The following is a 16,413-nucleotide window of genomic DNA, read 5'->3' on the forward strand; positions in this document are numbered from 1 at the left end:
CGCTAGGAGGAGTGCGGCATTTGCGGCCTGCTGGTCCTGTGGATGGCAGTCACGGCCGCCCCTTGGCCCATACGCCCGTGGCCGTTGCCTCTCTCCTTGGCGTGGCGGCGCTTGCCGTTCCCGGCCGGCCACTGCGGTCCTGTGCCTGGGACCTTGGCCAGTCCGAGTGGCGCCGGTTCGGAAAGCGGTACCTTATTCATAGAGGCCACCAGGTGCTCCGCGATGTCGGCTTTGATTTCTTGTTCAGCCTGCTGTTCAGCCATTGCTCTTCCTTCCACGATGAAATGAAACGCACATCCAGCGTCAGACGTGCCAGAACTGCTTAGATGCTGTAGCTCTTGCTGCCAGGAATGCTGTACCTACCAGCGGACTTTCTTCTCGACGGGCCCCTGTTTTCCGCTCGTGTGGGTGGGCTTGTGGTTGTGACCGATACTCTGGGACGTTGTTCCGCCCCGCGATTTACTGGCCAGCATCTCCTTCTGGGCCTCTGTCAGCTTGGACTTGATGCCCTTGGAGCGGTCCTGCTCCTTGCCGGAATCCTTTTGCTTGCTCATGGTTTGTCTCCTTCCAGGCGCCCTCGGCAGACCGTAGCCCCTTGGTACCGCGTGGACCCGGATACCCCACGCAGGAAAAGCCCCTGGGGAGAATGGTCGATGACAGAGCATCAAGAACGGGAACGACGCGAAGGAGTGGTCTCTTCAAGCGCAGAGTTTTTGGTGGTTACGCGGCGGTCGTACCATCGATACCTTCGATGGAAGACGACCGGCCTGGCTACTCAAAAATCAGTGTTCCCATGGCTCAACCATAAACAATAATCTGACAACTTGTGAACCCCGGAACCGGAACCAATTCGGGACGCCCTCCTAGCCCTTGCTTTCGCCGGCTTTGACCGCAAATGGTGGACTGATGCTGTGTTTGACGGCGATTCTCAAAAAAGTTTGAACCGTTGAGGGCGAACCGGGAAAAATCCGCACCAGCATACGTCAGAAGCGGCCACAAATATGCCTGATATTTGCCTGTAATCGATGCTTAAAAGCACGAGTTTACGGCACCGAAATCGGAAAAGCCATAGACATCGCGTAAAATTGAAGGCCTGCCCAGAGCGGGGCAGCTACAAGTCGCAAGCAAATGACCTCCACGGGAGTTGCCCAAATGCCCAATGACCGAAGCATGACCGACTCTTCAGCAGGCGCTACAACCGCCAGCGGAACCAACAACATCGCACCAACAGGTGTAAGGAAAAAGCTGATACTGCGTCGACGGCTCAAGGAGTCCGACGTCAACGTAGTGAACCAGCCGATGCTCAAAAAAGCACTCGGCGGCACCATCGTTGGAAACACCATGGAATGGTTCGACGTCGGCGTGTTCGGCTATCTGATCACCACCATGGGTCCGGTCTTCCTGCCAGAGGCCGACGCCGAAGTCCAGACACTGTTCCTGCTCGGAACCTTCGCCGCCACCTTCATTGCACGCCCGCTGGGCGGAGTTGTCTTTGGTTGGCTTGGGGACAAGATCGGCCGGCAGAAGGTACTCGCAGCAACCCTGATGCTCATGGCGGCAAGCACGTTCGCCGTGGGACTGCTGCCGGGGTATGCGCAGATCGGCATCTGGGCCGCTGCCCTTCTTGTGATCCTGAAGCTCGTGCAGGGCTTCTCCACCGGCGGCGAATACGCCGGCGCAACCACGTTCGTGAGCGAATACGCCCCGGACAAGCGCCGCGGGTTCTTCGCGAGCTTCCTGGACATGGGCAGTTACCTGGGTTTCGCCTTGGGCGCCGCATTGGTATCCGTCCTTCAACTGACTCTTGGTCAGTCCACCATGGAGGAATGGGGCTGGAGGATACCGTTCCTGGTCGCCGGACCGCTGGGTCTTATCGCTATCTACTTCCGGAACAAGATTGAGGAATCTCCTCAGTTCCAGGCCACGCTGGATGCCCAGGAATCATTGGCGCAGGATCCGGACGCCGCTACCCCGGATGCAGGCAAGGGTCCGTTCGGAATTGTGAAGGCCTACTGGCGCTCGCTCATAGTTGCCATGATCCTGGTTGCCGCCGCAAACACGGCCGGTTACGCATTGACCTCCTACATGCCCACCTACCTCACGGAGTCCAAGGGCTATGACCCCGTCCATGGGACGCTGCTGACCATTCCGGTCCTGGTGATCATGAGCCTGTGCATTCCGCTGACGGGGAAGCTGTCCGACCGCATTGGACGCCGTCCGGTGCTGTGGATCGGCGCCCTCAGCACAGTAGTCCTGGCTACCCCGGCGTTTCTGCTGATCGGAATCGGGGAAACTTGGTCGACACTCGCTGGCCTGTCCCTGATCGCTTTCCCGGTGGCGTTCTACGTGGCCAACCTTGCCTCGGCTCTCCCGGCGCAGTTCCCCACTGCCAGCCGATATGGAGCCATGGGAATCGCGTACAACTTCGCTGTGGCCATTTTCGGTGGGACCACGCCCTTTATCGTCGCAGCGCTCATCAAGGGCACTGGCAACGACATGATGCCGGCGTACTACCTGATGGTTACGTCGGCCGTAGGTGCGGTGGCGATCTACTTCCTGAAGGAGTCCGCCCAGCGCCCCCTGCCGGGATCCATGCCCAGCGTGGACACCGTGGCTGAAGCCAAGGAGCTGGTTGCAACTCAGGACGAAAACCCACTCATCGACCTCGATGATCTGCCGTTCGACGCTCCGACGTCAGAGCAGGAGCCGGAGAAGGTCCCGGCAGGCGTCTGATAGCAACAGGCGTCTGATCAAAACTGATAGGCCCGCTCTGCGTGCTCCCGCTTGGGGGAAGCACCCAAAGCGGGCCTACTTCGTTAACCAGTGCCCTATCTAGCCCTTCGAGGGGGTCCCGTCGTCAGCCGCGCCGGCAATACTTGTGCCGCTGCCATCATGAACCGGTACCTCTTGGAGGGGATCCAAACCGCCTTGCCGTGCTCACTCGCGGCCAGGCCCTCACGGACTACCCGGTCGGGGTGCAGCCACATCCACCGAGGGGCCACGGACTTGTCCATGTCCATCCGGTCGTGGAACTCAGTGTGGGTCAGGCCGGGGCAGACGGCAGTGACGGTGATGCCCTGCGGCGAATAGGCGAGGTTGGCCCAGCGGCTGAAAGCAAGAAGCCAGCCCTTGGCCGCAGAGTAGGTTCCCCGGGGAAGGAATGCGGCCACGCTGGCCACGTTGATGATCTTTCCGGAGCCGCGCTTCAGCATCGCTTTCAAGGCAGCATGGCTCAGCACCATAGGAGTCTCCACCAGCAGTTTCAGGTGTTTCTTTTCCTCCTCAATGTCATTCTCTTCAAATGACTTGAGCAGCCCGAACCCTGCGTTGTTGACGAGGATCTCCACGGGACGCGCGTCGTTGGACAAACGTTCGACGACGGCTGCCACCCCGCCGTCCTCCGTAAGATCCGCAACAATCACCTCAGTGGAGATGCTGTACAGATTCTCAAGCTCCGCAGCGGAAGCATTCAGCCGTTCCCGGTCCCGAGCCACCAGTACGAGGTGATGTCCTTGTTCGGCCAACTGGCGGGCAAACTCCGCACCCAGGCCAGCAGTGGCGCCGGTGATCAATGCTGTTGTTCCTATTGGCATGCCCATGGTCTCAGACTAGCCGGGCGGCTTAAGTTGTGGCAGGGACAGAGCCGGGCCAAGGACCACTAGTCCTTGGCCCGGACGCTCGTTCCTGGATGATGCGGCTGATCAGCCTGCGAAGGCGGCCAGCGGATTCTTCAGGCGCCCCGCCATCTGGAGTCCGCCTGAAGGATCAGAGATGTCCAGCATCTGCTGGTTGTTCCGCAACTGGAGGCGGTTCAGGCAGGAGAACTCAAAGTCATCCGCAAAGAGGTCATGCCTGGAGAACTGGTCCGCGAGTTCCGGATGCTCCGCCTGATAGCCGCGGATGGCTTCGGCGGCTGTGCGCCAGAACGTCTCCTGGCTCATCACGGAATCTTCCTCCAGGAGAGCGCTGAGGAATCTGAAGATGCAGTCGAACACGTCGGTAAAAATTGCCAGGACCTTCTCGCCGTCCGGGATGTCAGCCTTGACCCGGCTTACCTCCTCCGGCAGTTCCATCCTCTCGCCCATCACCACGATCTCCTCGGCGATGTCCTTCATGATGGCGCGGACCGGAACCCCGCGCTCAAGCACCAGGATGACGTTTTCGCCGTGAGGCATGAATGCCAGCTCGTAGCGGAAGAGGCAGTGCACCAGAGGGACGAGATAGGCCTCGAAGTAGCGGCGCAGCCAGTCCGACGGGGCAAGCCCGGATCTTCCGATAAGGGCAGAAACGAAGGGTTTTCCTGAATTGTCCACGTGGAGGAGCGAAGCCATGGTGGTCAGTTGCTGGCCGTCCTTGAGCAAAGGAAGCGGACTTTCCCTCCACAGCGCCGAGAGCATCTTCCGGTAGGGGGAGCCATTGGCCGAGGCGGCCTCGTAATAGCCATTGTGGTAGCCCATGGCCGCCACTTCCTTGATCAAGGCCAGCCCCCGCGATTGAAGCGCCTCGTCGCCGGTGATCAGTTCCTGCAACCAGTCATTGATGGCAGGGGTCGCCTTCATGTAGTAGGGCGAGAGACCCCTCATGAAGCCCATATTCAGGACAGAGATGGCCGTCTTGACATAACATTTTTCCGGCTCAGTTGTGTTAAAAAAGGTTCTGATGGACTGCTGGGCCTGATAGTCGTCGGCCCCGATCCCGAGATGCACAATGTGCTGTTGCGCGATTTCGGCAGCGAAGGTCACGGTCAATTTGTTTTCCCACTGCCAGGGGTGCACCGGCATCAGGAAGTAGCTGGACGGATCGAGGCCTTGGCTTCGGAGTTCGGCGTCAAAAAAGGCGGCATCGCTGCCCAGTTCCGCCTCGAGGTGTTCGCGGTAGTCCAGCCCTTCGCTGGAAGTGAAGACCGCTTTGGTTCGGTGCACCGCGATCCACTCGAGCCGGACGGGCGCCCCGGCTTCCGGCGCAAACGCACGGAAATCCGCAATGCCGAACCCCAGGCGGCCATTGTTGGCCACGAAGCAGGGGTGCCCCTCGGTCATGCTCCGCTCAATCGCCTGGAAGTCGATGCTCGGATTTGCTCCGCCCGTAACCCCAACAGCAAGCTCGGCCGAGGACGGCTGCCCGATCCATTGCTTGAAGGCATGGCTTGCGAGCGTGCTGCTGATTTCCTCCAGATACACCGGCAGCATCTCTTCCCGGATACCCAGGGTGTCCCGGAATTCGGTGATGAAAGTCAGGGCATCAACGGTTGCTTCAGTGCCGTTCCGGATGCAGGCGATGGTGGCGCCGTCAATGGACCAGTGCTCCAGCTTCAGTAGCCGGGCCCTGAACGTGTACTCGGCAAGGCCGTCGTCGCTGACGAGGCGGTAGGTGTCCGCCGTCCCTACCCCTGTGGCGTCCTCATCGTCGGCAGGGGTGACCTTAACCGGGGACAGGATTCTTTCATGCGAAAATTCGGCGAGCGCTTTGCGGACCAGGTGGCGGTTGGCCTTTGCCCACAGTTCCGGTTTAAGGTGCGCGGCCGAATGTCCTGCCGCCAACACGGATTCGAGTTCAATGGTGCTCATATGGTGGCTCCCTGGAGGTCGTTGCGTTCGATGAGGTCTCGGGCGGCGTGGAAGTCCGCGCGGGTGCAGAAGCTCAGCAGCGCCTGCTTATCCGGAAGGTGCACGACACCTGACGGTTGGAAGCCCAGCCGCTCATTAAGTGCATGGATCTTGGTGTTTCTGGCATCCGGCTCAACAACCACGCGCTCAATGCCAGGCTTCTGAAAGAGGTGCTCCAATACCGCCGTCATGACGGCAGTGGTGTAACCGGATCGCGGGTGGCCTGGGGGCGGAGCCACCAGGAGGTGCATACCGATGTCACCATGTTGCACTGCGTATACGGCAGCAAGGGGTGATGCTTCCGGCTGGTATTCCTCCATAAGGAAGGCAGGCTCCCCGCCGTCGAGCCCCAGAAGCGCGTGGTGATGGCCGCTCGATTGGATTCTGGAGTATTCCTCCACAACGTCGTCGAGGGTGGCAGTCAGCATTCCCCAGAATGAGGCATAGGGCTTGGTGACCCAGCTGTGAAGCAATAGAGCGTCGTGGACAGCATCGAGGCAACGGAAAGTGAAACTCATCCCCGGGCCGCCAATGCTCCCGGCAGACCCGCGGCACCCGAACCTGCCGCAGCTGCTGCCCCCTGCCCTGACACGTCCTGCCCCGGCGCACCGAACTGCTGGAAAGCGATACTCCGCTCCACCGGGTACACCTCAGTGCCGGTCATCTCCCGCAAAATGCAGGAGTTGCGGTATGCGGCCATGCCGAGGTCAGGGGTCACAAAGCCGTGTGTGTGAAGCTCCGCGTTCTGGACAAAGATTTCGCCGGGTTCGACGCCGGTGCTGTAGTTGCGGTCCACCGCGAACCGGCCGCGGGCGTCGCGTTCGATCCGCTCCTGGATGCCGGCAAGGAACCCGGGCTCGCGGTAGCTGTAGCCGGTCGCGAGAACCACGGCCTCGGTCTCCAGCGCGTAGTCCCGGCCCTGCTCCTCGTGCCGCAACTGCAGAGTGTGGGATGTGGCCGAGGCGTCCCATGCCGCCGCGGTGAGCGCGGAATGAGTCAGCAGCTGTGTGTCCACCAGCCCGGACAGGCTCTTGGTGTAGAGGAGATCGTAGATCGCGTCGATGAGCTCGGAGTTGATGCCCTTGTACAGGTTCTTCTGGCTCTTGATCAGCCCGTCCCGCTGCTCCTGCGGAAGCTCGTGGAAGTAATCCACATACTCCGGCGACGTCATTTCCAGTGTGAGCTTGGTGTATTCGAGCGGGAAGAACCGGCCGGAGCGAGTGACCCAGTTGAGCTGGTACCCGTAGACGTCGATTTCCTGCAGCAGCTCGTAGTAGATTTCTGCTGCACTCTGCCCGCTGCCCACGATGGTGATGCTGGCCTTTGACTGCAGCTCACTCTTCCTCAACAGGTAGTCAGCGTTGTGGAGGACAAGTCCGCCGGCATTAACCACCGCTGCACAGGACTCCGGCACGTAAGGTGACGTACCCGTCCCCAGCACCAGCCGCCGTGCCCGGAGCACCTCGGGCCCTTGGGGACCGTTCACCGACAGGGTGTACACGCCGTCGTCGTACGTGATCTCCCGGACGTCAGTGCCGAAGCGTACAGACTCGAGCTGCCCGGCAACCCATTGGCAGTACTGGTTGTACTCCGCGCGCAGCGGATAGAAGTTTTCCCGGATATAGAAGCGGTAGAGCCGCCCGGTCTGCTTCAGGAAGTTCAGGAAGGAAAATTGCGACGTCGGATCGGCCAGCGTCACGAGGTCCGCCATGAACGGCACCTGCAGGTGGGCGGGTTCGAGCATCATGCCCGGATGCCAGTCGAAGGATTCCCGGCGCTCGAGGAACACTCCGTCAAGTTCCTCAACAGGCTCGCTCAGGGCGGCGAGCCCCAGGTTGAAGGGTCCGACGCCGATCCCCACGAAGTCGTAGATGCGTCCAGTTGGATTCGTGTGGTTCAAGGCTCCAGGCGTTGACGTGTTCATGCGCGCACCCCTGCCGTCGATGCATCTGAGTTGGCAGCGAGCACATCGGGCAGCAGCTTTTCACCGGTGGTCCGCAGGAGGTTGATGATCTCCACGATGTCCTCAAGGGTGGCCTCGGCGTTGAGGAGCGTGAACTTCAGGTAGTGCCTGCCGGCCACCGTTGTACCGGCCACCACGGCCTTGCCCGATGCGAACACCGCTGAACGGATGGCCTGGTTGAGGATGTCGGCCGTATCTTCCTGGAGGCGCGAAGCATCGGCAAGGAGTGGCCGGTAGCGGAACACCAGAGTGCTGAGCTGGGGTTTGGCGGCCAGTTCAAAATCGGGATCCTCTGCCAGCACCTCCCCCACCCGGGCAGCAAGGTCGATCGCCTCATCGAAGAGCGCACCAACTGCATCCGCCCCCATGATCCGCAGGGTGAGCCACAGCTTGAGGGCATCGAACCGTCGCGTGGTCTGGATGCTCTTATCAACCTGGTTGGGAATTTCGGCGCGTGCGGCGCTTTCCGGGTTGAGGTAGTCGGCGTAGTACGTTACGTGGCCCAGCATGGACGCCTCACGAAGCAGCAGAGCACTTGAACTCACCGGCTGGAAGAACGTTTTGTGGAAGTCGACGGTGACCGAGTCGGCGAGGCCTGTTCCATCCAGAAGATGTCGGTAGGCCCCCGACACCATAAGTCCGCCACCGTAGGCTGCGTCAATGTGGAACCAGGCTCCGTAGGCCCTGGCAAGCGCGGCGCATTCGGCCAAGGGGTCAACAGCGCCAAAATCAGTTGTCCCTGCAGTGGCCACAACAGCCATGGGGACCAGTCCGGCGTCGTGCGCTTCCGCCAAAGCGGAGGCCAAAGCCGTGGAATCCATGCGGTGGCCGGAATCGCAGGGAACGGATACGACGGCGTCGTACCCGAGGCCCAGCATCGAAGCTGACTTCCGAATACTGAAGTGGCTGTCCGCCGACGTGAAAATCCGCATCCTGTCGAGCAAAGCGGGAAGGCGCAGGGCTGTGGTTCCGCCGGCCTCTGCGTTCTGACGAAGCTCAGCTGCTGCATGGTTGCGGGCGATCAGAAGCGCCTGGAAGTTGGACTGGCTGCCTCCGGAGGTGAAGATTCCATCCGCTGCAGGTCCCAGCTGCAATCGTTCGGCAGCCCAGTCGATGAGGCGCCGTTCAATCATGGTGGCCCCTGCGCTTTGGTCCCAGGTATCCATGGAGGAATTCACCGCAGACAGAACCGCTTCACCAACCAGCGCCGGAATCACAACGGGGCAATTCAGGTGTGCAGCGTACTTGGCGTCGTGGAAGTAGATCGCATCCCTCAGGTAAAGCGCTTCCAGTTCTTCAAGGGCGGCAGCAGTATCCGGGAGAGGCTGCTCCAGGTTCACCCCGTCCACCCTCAGCTTCAACTCTCCGGGCTGGACGCCGGTGAATGGCCGCGTGGTTCGGTCCAGTTTGGTGGCGACGGCATTGACTCCCTGCAGGACCTGAGCCACATACCGGGGCGAATTGCGGGCGTTGAAGAGCTGATTTGTGGCTGAAAGCGCCAGCTCGACCCGGGAACCAAAGTCCTGAGCGGGCTTGGCCGGAACGTCGGCAGGCATTTCATCCAGAGGGGACGGCAACGTCACAGTGGTCTTCCTTTGATCGCATTGTTGGCTGGCAGGGCAAGGTAAGCCTTACTTAGGATCACCTTTACGTCAAACTCATGTGATGTAATTCATTTCACACTGGGGAATGCGGTTACTTTAGCCGTCATTGACTTTTATGCCGGGCAAAATCAGGGCAAAATTCCGCTTCGTCTTCGGCACATGCCGGCCGGTTGAGTGTTAGCCCTGCGACATCACACCCACTCGGGCAGGCCGGGAGGTTAGGGTTAATGACTCATGACGGAGGGAAAACCGCTTGCTGATAGTGCTTACAGGAATTGACGGCTCAGGAAAGACCACCGCCGCCCAAGCCCTGGCCCGGGATCGAGGAGCGCTGCTGCTGAGCAACTACGCTGGGCGGCGCCGGATGTCGCTGTTCGCGGATAGATCTGGACTGCGTTTCCCTGCACGCCTGGCGGACGCGGTTGAAACCACTGTCCGCACGGTCAATGTGCTGGTTTCCCATGCCCGGGCAAAGAACTACGGCGGCTTGGTGGTCATGGACCGGCATCTGTTCTGCCAGCTCGCGCTACGTCAGGCAAAAGGGCTTCCCCGAGGCCGCTTCCTGCCCTACCTCCTGCGCATGCTTCCGAAGCCGGACATGGTGGTGCACCTGGTTGTTGATCCGGAGCAGGCACTCCGGAGAGTCCTGGCACGGGGCACTGATACGGAATCGCTCGAGGAGCTGAGGAGCCTTGATGCTGCCTATCGGTCGCTGCCGGAATACGAAGACTTCCTCAAAATCGATGCCAGCGGCACCCCGGATGAAGTACTGGCAGCACTGTCGCAGCTCGTGGAGGTACACGCTGCAGGACGGCCTGTGCTGACAGCAAGTCCGCGCTAATTTCCTGCAATGTCCTGGGTGGCGGCTCCTCTTGCACAACAGCGTCCACTTGTTGCCGGCGTCCTGCTTGGCGCAGGAGAACTCGAACTCTGCACCAAAACAGGGAGAGCGAACCGGCCCGGCCAGGCATACGTCCTGTTCCTAGCCCATGGCGAGCTCGTCTTGCGGCGGGGTGGCTGAGCCCTCTGCATGCCGGCGCTGCAACTCGTCAGCAGCAAAGTCATACCAGGTATGGGCACCGAAGAATGGCTTGCGGGTGTCCAGATGCCGGTACAGGGCATCGGCCAGTTCGGCCAGACTTTCGTCCGACATGGCGGCCACCGTCGACGCGGGTTCGAGAGTGCCCTCGAGGTAGAAGGAGAGGTTTACTCCGCCCTCCCAGGCAGGCTTTGCATCGCCCACATGGGAGATAGCGGAAACCGCACCGAAGGCGGCTTCACTGATTGACAGCATGTCGTCGCTTCCAAGCCCGGAAAGAATTTCGCCGTCGAGTCCGGCCATCCTCTCCCCGTCCACGCCCGCATGGACCAGGCAGACGGGCAGCTCCGCGGGCTCGGTCAGCGTCAGCTGGAATGCGGGGGGAGCGGACCGGGTGTCATCCGCGTCCCTCCTGTCGTTCGCTTCGGTTTCCCTGCCCTCCAGGTGCCGAAGGTACTCCAGTACTTCGAGGTCCAGATGGGAGGACTGGGTCAGATCCATCTGGAGGAAAGAGCCGCTGGCAAGCTGTCGGGCACGCCGCATGATGTGCAACAGGACCGGATAGTTCGACCGTGTAAGGCAACCCGTAACGAGGAGGGTTACGTGTCCGGGGTCAATATCAACGCGAACGGTGACACGCAGTTTGTGGTTCAAGGGTTACTCCACCTGATACTTCCAGAGAACATCCAAGAGCCAACTGCATAACTCCCTTACACCCTATGAGGCTTGCATTGCGGGTCACAAGTCAGGGCCGGATTCTTACGGAGCACTTCAGCCAGTGGAACTAAGATTGGCTAATGGACGACATGGCAATCGACACCTCAGTGGCGGAACGTCTTCAGGACCTCGTGATCGACAGCCCGGACGTGAGCAGCTTCCTCGCGGAACTGTGTGAATTGTCGGCCGCCTCCCTCTCCGAGTCAATGGGTCTGGACGTCACTTGCGCCATCACCCTGCAGAGGCGGCACCGGACCTCCACAGCGGGCTGGAGCAGCGAGGCCTCCCGCGCCTGCGACGAGATCCAGCATAATTTCGGCGAAGGCCCCTGCCTTCACGCGATGAATACCGGGACCACGGTGCTGGTAAGTGACACACGGACTGACATGCGCTGGCCTGAGTACGGATCCGCCATCTCAACAATTGGCCAGTTCAGCGTACTTGGAGTCCCGTTGGCGCTGGACGAGGGCGCTGCTGCGGCTCTCAATGTTTTTGCTCCTGTGCCCAATGCCTTCGACGCCACGGCCATCGGCCTTGCTGAAACCTTTGCCCGTCACGCCGAAAAATCGCTGAGACTCGCTGTGCGGATCGGAGTCCGGCAGCAGCTGGCTGATGATCTGCGCGCGGCCATGGAGTCGCGGACAGCCATCGACCTCGCCGCAGGGATCATCATGGCGCAGAACCGCTGTACGCAGGAGGAGGCGCTGAGAATCCTGGCAAAGGCATCGAGCGGGCGGAACAAGAAGCTTCGTCTGGTTGCCGAGGACCTGGTGAAGAGCGTTGCAGCCTCCGCGCCGTCAACGCATTTCACGCCCTAGGCAACACATGGCCTGGGCAAGAAGCGGATTACCCGGTACCAGCGGGCGTCTCGGGCCAGTCGATGAAAAGTTCGTAGGCCTCGTGTTTGCGTAGGTAGCCGGCGATGAAGGGGTCGTGTGGAATGATCCGTTTTCCGGAGGCCAGGACGTCATCCAGGGCGAAGTGAGCCAGTACCTTGGAGTGTCCTTTTCCTTTAAACTCCTCGGCTGTTTCTGTCTGGATGAAGTCGATGTGGCCGGGGCGGTCGATGAAGCGGGTCTGAACCGCGAGTTTGCCGCCCACCCGCAGCTCATACCGGTGCAGGGCGTCGTTGCGAAGGGTTGAAACGTCCGGGCTGAACGTGTCCTCGGTGGATACCATGTTCTCCGTCATGGTTCGACATTGGCACTAAATGGCGGCGGTGGCAATGCCGGTTCCGAGCGGCCGGTCCCCTTCTCTTCCGGCACCCGGGCGGGAACACGGCCAAGCAGGAGCGCGGCCAGGATAAAACAGGCCGCTCCCCCACCAAGAAGTCCCAAAGTAAGGCCGTTGAACGCAGCATCAGTCACAGGGATGAAGACGACGACGGCGGCGGTCACCACCGCCGCGGCGGGCCGACGACGGGCGTGGACGGACGCCGTCGGACGATCCTCCAACCGCCCAAAAACCGCCAGTACCGGAAGCAGAAGCGTGATCAACCCCAAGAGCACCACTGAACGGGACCACCACCACTCAGCCGTTCCGCCTGGCGGTTTGGGGAAATCCGTCAAAAGCCACAACCCCGACATGGCGGCAAGAACGGGCAGGTGCCACAGGTAGACGGTCATGGAACGCCGGCCGGCAACAGCCAGGACCTTCTGCACCCAAGCTGCGGAAGCCACCGAATTGAGCCCTGACCGGAAGAGTTCAAGAGTCGCCGCCTGAGAAATTCCCAGCAACAGCAAGGTCAGGTTCGGCGGGTTCAGGTTCACGAGCATGTTCCCCGAGTAGAGGCCCAACCCGGCCAGAACAGCAAGGAGAAGGTTGCTCAGGCCAATGACGGCCACCAGCCTGGAACGGCTCAGCTTGCTGACGTGGCCGTCGGCAATGACGAATCCCAATTGCTGCACCGCGCACCAGAGGAACACCATGTTGGCGTAGGCCAGGGGCGGCAGGACCCCGCGGAAGCAATCGACGGTCACCACCAGCGTGGCCAGGCCGCCGAGCGTGAGCCATGGTGAGCGCTCATGCAGCCTGGCCAGGACGGGAATGCTCAACTGCGCGGCGAGGTAGGCAGCCAGGAACCACAGTGGCATGCCTGCCCCTGTGGCAAGAAGCTGGATCACCTGTGAATGCACGCCGAGCAGCAGGGCGGCCCAAAGGCCCGTGAACATCACGGCCAGGAGGGCCGCAGCAGGGCGGATGAGACGCAGCAGCCGCGCCTGGGCGAATTCGACGCCGGTTCCGCCGCGATTACGCAGCCTGCGCCAGGACTGGAGCCCGGTGATGCCACCGGCCACGAAAAAGAGCGGCATGACCATAAAGATCCAGATGACGGGTTCGAACCAGTCCTGGTTTCCCAACGTGTTTTCCGAGGTCACGGTGCCGTCGGGATGAAGGACCGGGCTAACCATCATGGTGTGGCTTACCACCACCAGTAGCAGGCAGAAGAAGCGGGCAAGATCGATCACCAGGTCACGTGGCGGCGTGTCCCCCGGATCCTCGGCCTGCGGCTTCCCGTCTGGAAGGCCCATTGCTCTCCCCTATGAACACGGGTTCAGAACCCGACTGCTTACTCTCATTCTCCGCCCGGGGCGGGTTAAGGACCAGCAGCGCCGCGCCCAGCGCAGCCAGCCCCGCATTGCCCGTCTCAGGCCGTCAGCAGGGCCAGGATTCCCAGCACGACGGCGAGGAACGGGGTGACGCCCTGTGTTGTGGCCGCGCGGAGGTACTTTCGCCCGCTCAGGGCCAGCACGATGGCGGCCAGCAGCATGGACCCGCAACTGCTGAAAATCAGGGTCCAGCCCACAACGGGCTGGCCGAGGGCAACGGCTGCGATGCCTGCGAATGCACCGATCGCCAGGAAGAGATTGTAGAAGCCTTGGTTGTAGGCGAGAGACCTGGTGGTGTCGGCGTCAGCCTGGGAGGTGATGCTGAAGCGCTTCCACGTTGCCGGCTGGGTCCACGTGAGGGATTCCATGGTGAAGATGTAGACATGGAGGAGGGCTGCAAGGGTCGCGAAGATAAGGGAGGCCAGGATCATTTAGCTGATCCTAGCCTCCCTCACCTATTTGATTGTCCGCTTTTGATTTCCAAGTCTGCCGGCGAGGCGGATCTCAACGCGTCAGCGTCGCCAGCGTTCCGGCCGCGAAGTGCTTGGCAGACTGGTTCCAAAGCCTAAGCAGGCCTTGGAGGTTCTCTCCGTCCGCCCGATAATCACTGGTATTGGCTTCCAGCGTTGCAAGCACCCCCGTGCGGAGTTCCGTGTTGAAGTTCACCTTGCCCACCTTCATGGCAGAAGCCTTCACCAGTTCCTCAGCGGGAATGCCTGACGCGCCGTGCAGCACGAGCGGTAAGTGGGTGCGTACGGCAATGTCCTGCAGCACATCCCAGCGCAGTTCCGGTTCGCCGATGTACTTTCCATGGACGTTCCCGACGGCGACAGCCAGGAGTTGGGCTCCCGTGCGGGCCACGAAGTCCTCCACCTGAGCGGAGTCTGTGAGCCCGGCCATCGTGTTTGCGGCGGGTGAGTCTTCGACTCCAAACGCCCTGTCCTCGTCCCCGGCGAGTCCGCCAAGTTCTGCTTCGATGACGACCTCGGCCCGGCCCTGGGCATTCAGGACCGCCCGGACCTCCCGGACCAGCGCGATATTGTCCTCGTATGGAAGTGCTGAACCGTCCACAAGGACGGAATCCGCCCCTGCCTTGACGGCGTCGACGATCACCTGGATGTCCTGGGCGTGGTCCAGCTGGACAGCCACCGGTACCGCAGCTGAGTCAGCAACACCTCTCAGGGCCGAGATCAGCCGAAGGCCGTCCGTTGTGGCAGCGGTCCTGGGTGCCACCAGCAGAATGGTTCCGTGTCCTGCCTCCTCGGCCGCGGCCACCACTGCCAGCGCCGTGGTGAAGTCGTAGCAGGTGAAAGCGGGAATTGCTGCGCCCTTCTGCAACGCTGAAACAACCAGGTGATCGAGTCGAGTGCGCATCAGACGCTAAGACCTCCCACCAGGATCCATACCAGGTAAGTGAGGACGAAGCCTGCGAGCCCAAGAATGGTGGTGAGCACTGTCCAGGTCCTGAGTCCGTCGGCCACCGACAACCCGAGGTATCGGGTGACAATCCAGAAGCCTGAGTCGTTCACATGGCTCAGGCCGAAGGCTCCAAAGCCGATGGCAAGGAGAATCAGCGCGGTCTGCAACGGTGAGAATCCGCCGTCGGCGACCGAGGCTGCCAGTAGTCCCGATGTCGTGATGATCGCAACCGTGGCTGAGCCCTGGGAAGCGCGAAGGATGGCAGCCAGGATGAAGGCCATCAGGATTACCGGAAGACCGGCTGTCTGCAGCCCTTCGGCGAGTGCCTTGCCGATGCCGGAGACAGTCAGGACCTTACCGAAGACGCCTCCGGCGCCGGTGACGAGGATAACGATAGCGGTGGGGGCCAAGGCTGAGTCCATGACTTCACCGGTGTGCTGTGAAGACCAACCGCGGCGGATGCCCAGGAAATAGTAGGCCATGCCCAAGGCCGTCAGCAGAGCGATAAGCGGGGCGCCGATAAAGGCGACAAGGCTTGACGCGAAGCTGTCCTTGGGCAGGATAACTGCCCCTACCGTGCCCACCATGATCATGAGGATGGGGAGGACGATCAAGGTGATGATCATGGCAGGGCTCGGAGGTGCTTTGACCTGTGTCTTCGTCGCAACATTGGAGCCGCCACCTGCTGCATCCTGTTCCACCTCGGATTTGCCGGAACCGAAGAGGCGGAACTGCTCGGCGGTGGCCGGCAGCATCGTGAATTCGCGCCGGTTCAGTTTGCGGGCAACGAAGTAGCCCAAGACACCGACGGGGATGCAGATCAACAAACCGATGATGGTGACCCAACCGATGTCGGCCTTGAGGATTCCGGCACCGCCCACTACCCCCGGATGCGGCGGGACAACAACGTGGATGGCCAACATGATGGCGCCCACGGGGAGGCCGATCTTGACCGGGTTGACGCCGGCTGCCTTGGAGAAGCCGTAGATGATGGGGATCAGGATGATGAATCCCACGTCGAAGAAGACCGGTATTGCCAGCAGGAAAGCTGCCGCAGTGAGCGCAGCAATCACTCGGCGTGGACCAAGCAGGGAGGTGAACTTGCCGGCCAGGGCCTGTGCACCGCCTGAAATTTCGATCATCTTGCCCAGCATTGCGCCGAGGCCTACCAGGATCGCGACGGATCCGAGTGTTCCGCCCATGCCTTCCGTGACCGTCTTGACGATGTCCTGCAGCGGGATTCCGGCTACCAGCGCCACAGCGACGCTGACTACCAGCAACGCCAGGAAGGCTGGGATCTTGAACTTGATCACGGCCACGAGCAGCAGGACAACGCCTGCTACTGCTATGGCCAGGAGAGCGAGTGCGCTCATGGTGTGTCTCCTTTGACAAGCCAGCCTACTTCCAGACTGGCGGTGGGGATACGGGGACGTGCTGATGGGTAAACAGCGACGGC

Annotated in this window: 16 protein-coding genes; 3 read left to right on the forward strand and 13 right to left on the reverse strand. The window is 61.2% G+C overall.

Annotated features, from left to right (window positions below):
* Positions 1-2 precede the first annotated feature (2 nt).
* Together RIN13_RS02570 and RIN13_RS02575 are read right to left on the reverse strand one after the other, a co-directional pair.
* Complete coding sequence (locus RIN13_RS02570; RefSeq protein WP_309105765.1) at positions 3-263, reverse strand: hypothetical protein; 261 nt, start codon at positions 261-263, stop codon at positions 3-5.
* 96 nt (positions 264-359) lie between these two features.
* Positions 360-554, reverse strand: coding sequence for a hypothetical protein (locus tag RIN13_RS02575; protein WP_309105766.1), 195 nt, complete (start codon positions 552-554; stop codon positions 360-362).
* Between the two features lie 598 nt (positions 555-1,152).
* Between RIN13_RS02575 and RIN13_RS02580 the strand changes: the two genes are divergently transcribed.
* A complete protein-coding gene (locus tag RIN13_RS02580; protein WP_309105843.1) occupies positions 1,153-2,733 on the forward strand; it encodes an MFS transporter in 1,581 nt (526 codons plus the stop codon).
* A 95-nt stretch (positions 2,734-2,828) separates the two neighbouring features.
* On the opposite strand, the gene RIN13_RS02585 is transcribed toward RIN13_RS02580, so the two are convergent.
* The 5 genes from RIN13_RS02585 to RIN13_RS02605 all read right to left on the reverse strand — a co-directional run bounded on the left by RIN13_RS02585 (position 2,829) and on the right by RIN13_RS02605 (position 9,125).
* Entirely contained in the window at positions 2,829-3,599 is a 771-nt protein-coding gene (locus RIN13_RS02585) for an SDR family oxidoreductase (protein WP_309105767.1), read from the reverse strand.
* A gap of 102 nt (positions 3,600-3,701) precedes the next feature.
* The gene (locus tag RIN13_RS02590; protein WP_309105768.1) at positions 3,702-5,567 is read right to left on the reverse strand and encodes an IucA/IucC family siderophore biosynthesis protein; all 1,866 of its coding nucleotides are present in this window, start codon (positions 5,565-5,567) and stop codon (positions 3,702-3,704) included.
* Positions 5,564-6,124, reverse strand: a complete 561-nt coding sequence (locus tag RIN13_RS02595; RefSeq protein ID WP_309105769.1) for a GNAT family N-acetyltransferase — start codon at positions 6,122-6,124, stop codon at positions 5,564-5,566. Before RIN13_RS02595 ends, RIN13_RS02590 begins: the two co-directional genes overlap by 4 nt.
* Positions 6,121-7,530, reverse strand: a complete 1,410-nt coding sequence (locus tag RIN13_RS02600; protein WP_309105770.1) for a lysine N(6)-hydroxylase/L-ornithine N(5)-oxygenase family protein — start codon at positions 7,528-7,530, stop codon at positions 6,121-6,123. Before RIN13_RS02600 ends, RIN13_RS02595 begins: the two co-directional genes overlap by 4 nt.
* Positions 7,527-9,125, reverse strand: a complete 1,599-nt coding sequence (locus RIN13_RS02605; protein WP_309105844.1) for an aspartate aminotransferase family protein — start codon at positions 9,123-9,125, stop codon at positions 7,527-7,529. The genes RIN13_RS02600 and RIN13_RS02605 overlap by 4 nt, the downstream gene beginning before the upstream one ends.
* A gap of 301 nt (positions 9,126-9,426) precedes the next feature.
* Between RIN13_RS02605 and RIN13_RS02610 the strand changes: the two genes are divergently transcribed.
* Positions 9,427-10,014, forward strand: a complete 588-nt coding sequence (locus RIN13_RS02610) for an AAA family ATPase (protein WP_309105771.1) — start codon at positions 9,427-9,429, stop codon at positions 10,012-10,014.
* 141 nt (positions 10,015-10,155) lie between these two features.
* Here the strand turns inward: RIN13_RS02610 and RIN13_RS02615 are convergent, their stop codons facing one another.
* The gene (locus RIN13_RS02615; RefSeq protein ID WP_309105772.1) at positions 10,156-10,866 is read right to left on the reverse strand and encodes a hypothetical protein; all 711 of its coding nucleotides are present in this window, start codon (positions 10,864-10,866) and stop codon (positions 10,156-10,158) included.
* Positions 10,867-11,009: 143 nt separating this feature from the next.
* Between RIN13_RS02615 and RIN13_RS02620 the strand changes: the two genes are divergently transcribed.
* Positions 11,010-11,747, forward strand: a complete 738-nt coding sequence (locus RIN13_RS02620; protein WP_309105773.1) for a GAF and ANTAR domain-containing protein — start codon at positions 11,010-11,012, stop codon at positions 11,745-11,747.
* A 28-nt stretch (positions 11,748-11,775) separates the two neighbouring features.
* Here RIN13_RS02620 and RIN13_RS02625 read toward each other — a convergent pair whose 3' ends face one another.
* The 5 genes from RIN13_RS02625 to RIN13_RS02645 form a co-directional block, all read right to left on the reverse strand.
* A complete protein-coding gene (locus tag RIN13_RS02625; protein ID WP_309105774.1) occupies positions 11,776-12,120 on the reverse strand; it encodes a GNAT family N-acetyltransferase in 345 nt (114 codons plus the stop codon).
* Positions 12,117-13,460 carry an acyltransferase gene (locus RIN13_RS02630; protein ID WP_309105775.1) on the reverse strand — a complete coding sequence of 448 codons (1,344 nt, stop codon included), beginning with the start codon at positions 13,458-13,460 and terminating at the stop codon, positions 12,117-12,119. The genes RIN13_RS02625 and RIN13_RS02630 overlap by 4 nt, the downstream gene beginning before the upstream one ends.
* 116 nt (positions 13,461-13,576) lie before the next feature.
* Positions 13,577-13,969, reverse strand: coding sequence for a DUF1304 domain-containing protein (locus RIN13_RS02635; RefSeq protein ID WP_309105776.1), 393 nt, complete (start codon positions 13,967-13,969; stop codon positions 13,577-13,579).
* A 73-nt stretch (positions 13,970-14,042) separates the two neighbouring features.
* The gene (locus RIN13_RS02640; protein ID WP_309105777.1) at positions 14,043-14,912 is read right to left on the reverse strand and encodes a class II fructose-bisphosphate aldolase; all 870 of its coding nucleotides are present in this window, start codon (positions 14,910-14,912) and stop codon (positions 14,043-14,045) included.
* A complete protein-coding gene (locus RIN13_RS02645) occupies positions 14,912-16,330 on the reverse strand; it encodes a GntP family transporter (protein ID WP_309105778.1) in 1,419 nt (472 codons plus the stop codon). Before RIN13_RS02645 ends, RIN13_RS02640 begins: the two co-directional genes overlap by 1 nt.
* Positions 16,331-16,413 lie beyond the last annotated feature (83 nt).

It is taken from the genome of Arthrobacter sp. (assembly GCF_031179985.1).
Taxonomy (GTDB): domain Bacteria; phylum Actinomycetota; class Actinomycetes; order Actinomycetales; family Micrococcaceae; genus Arthrobacter.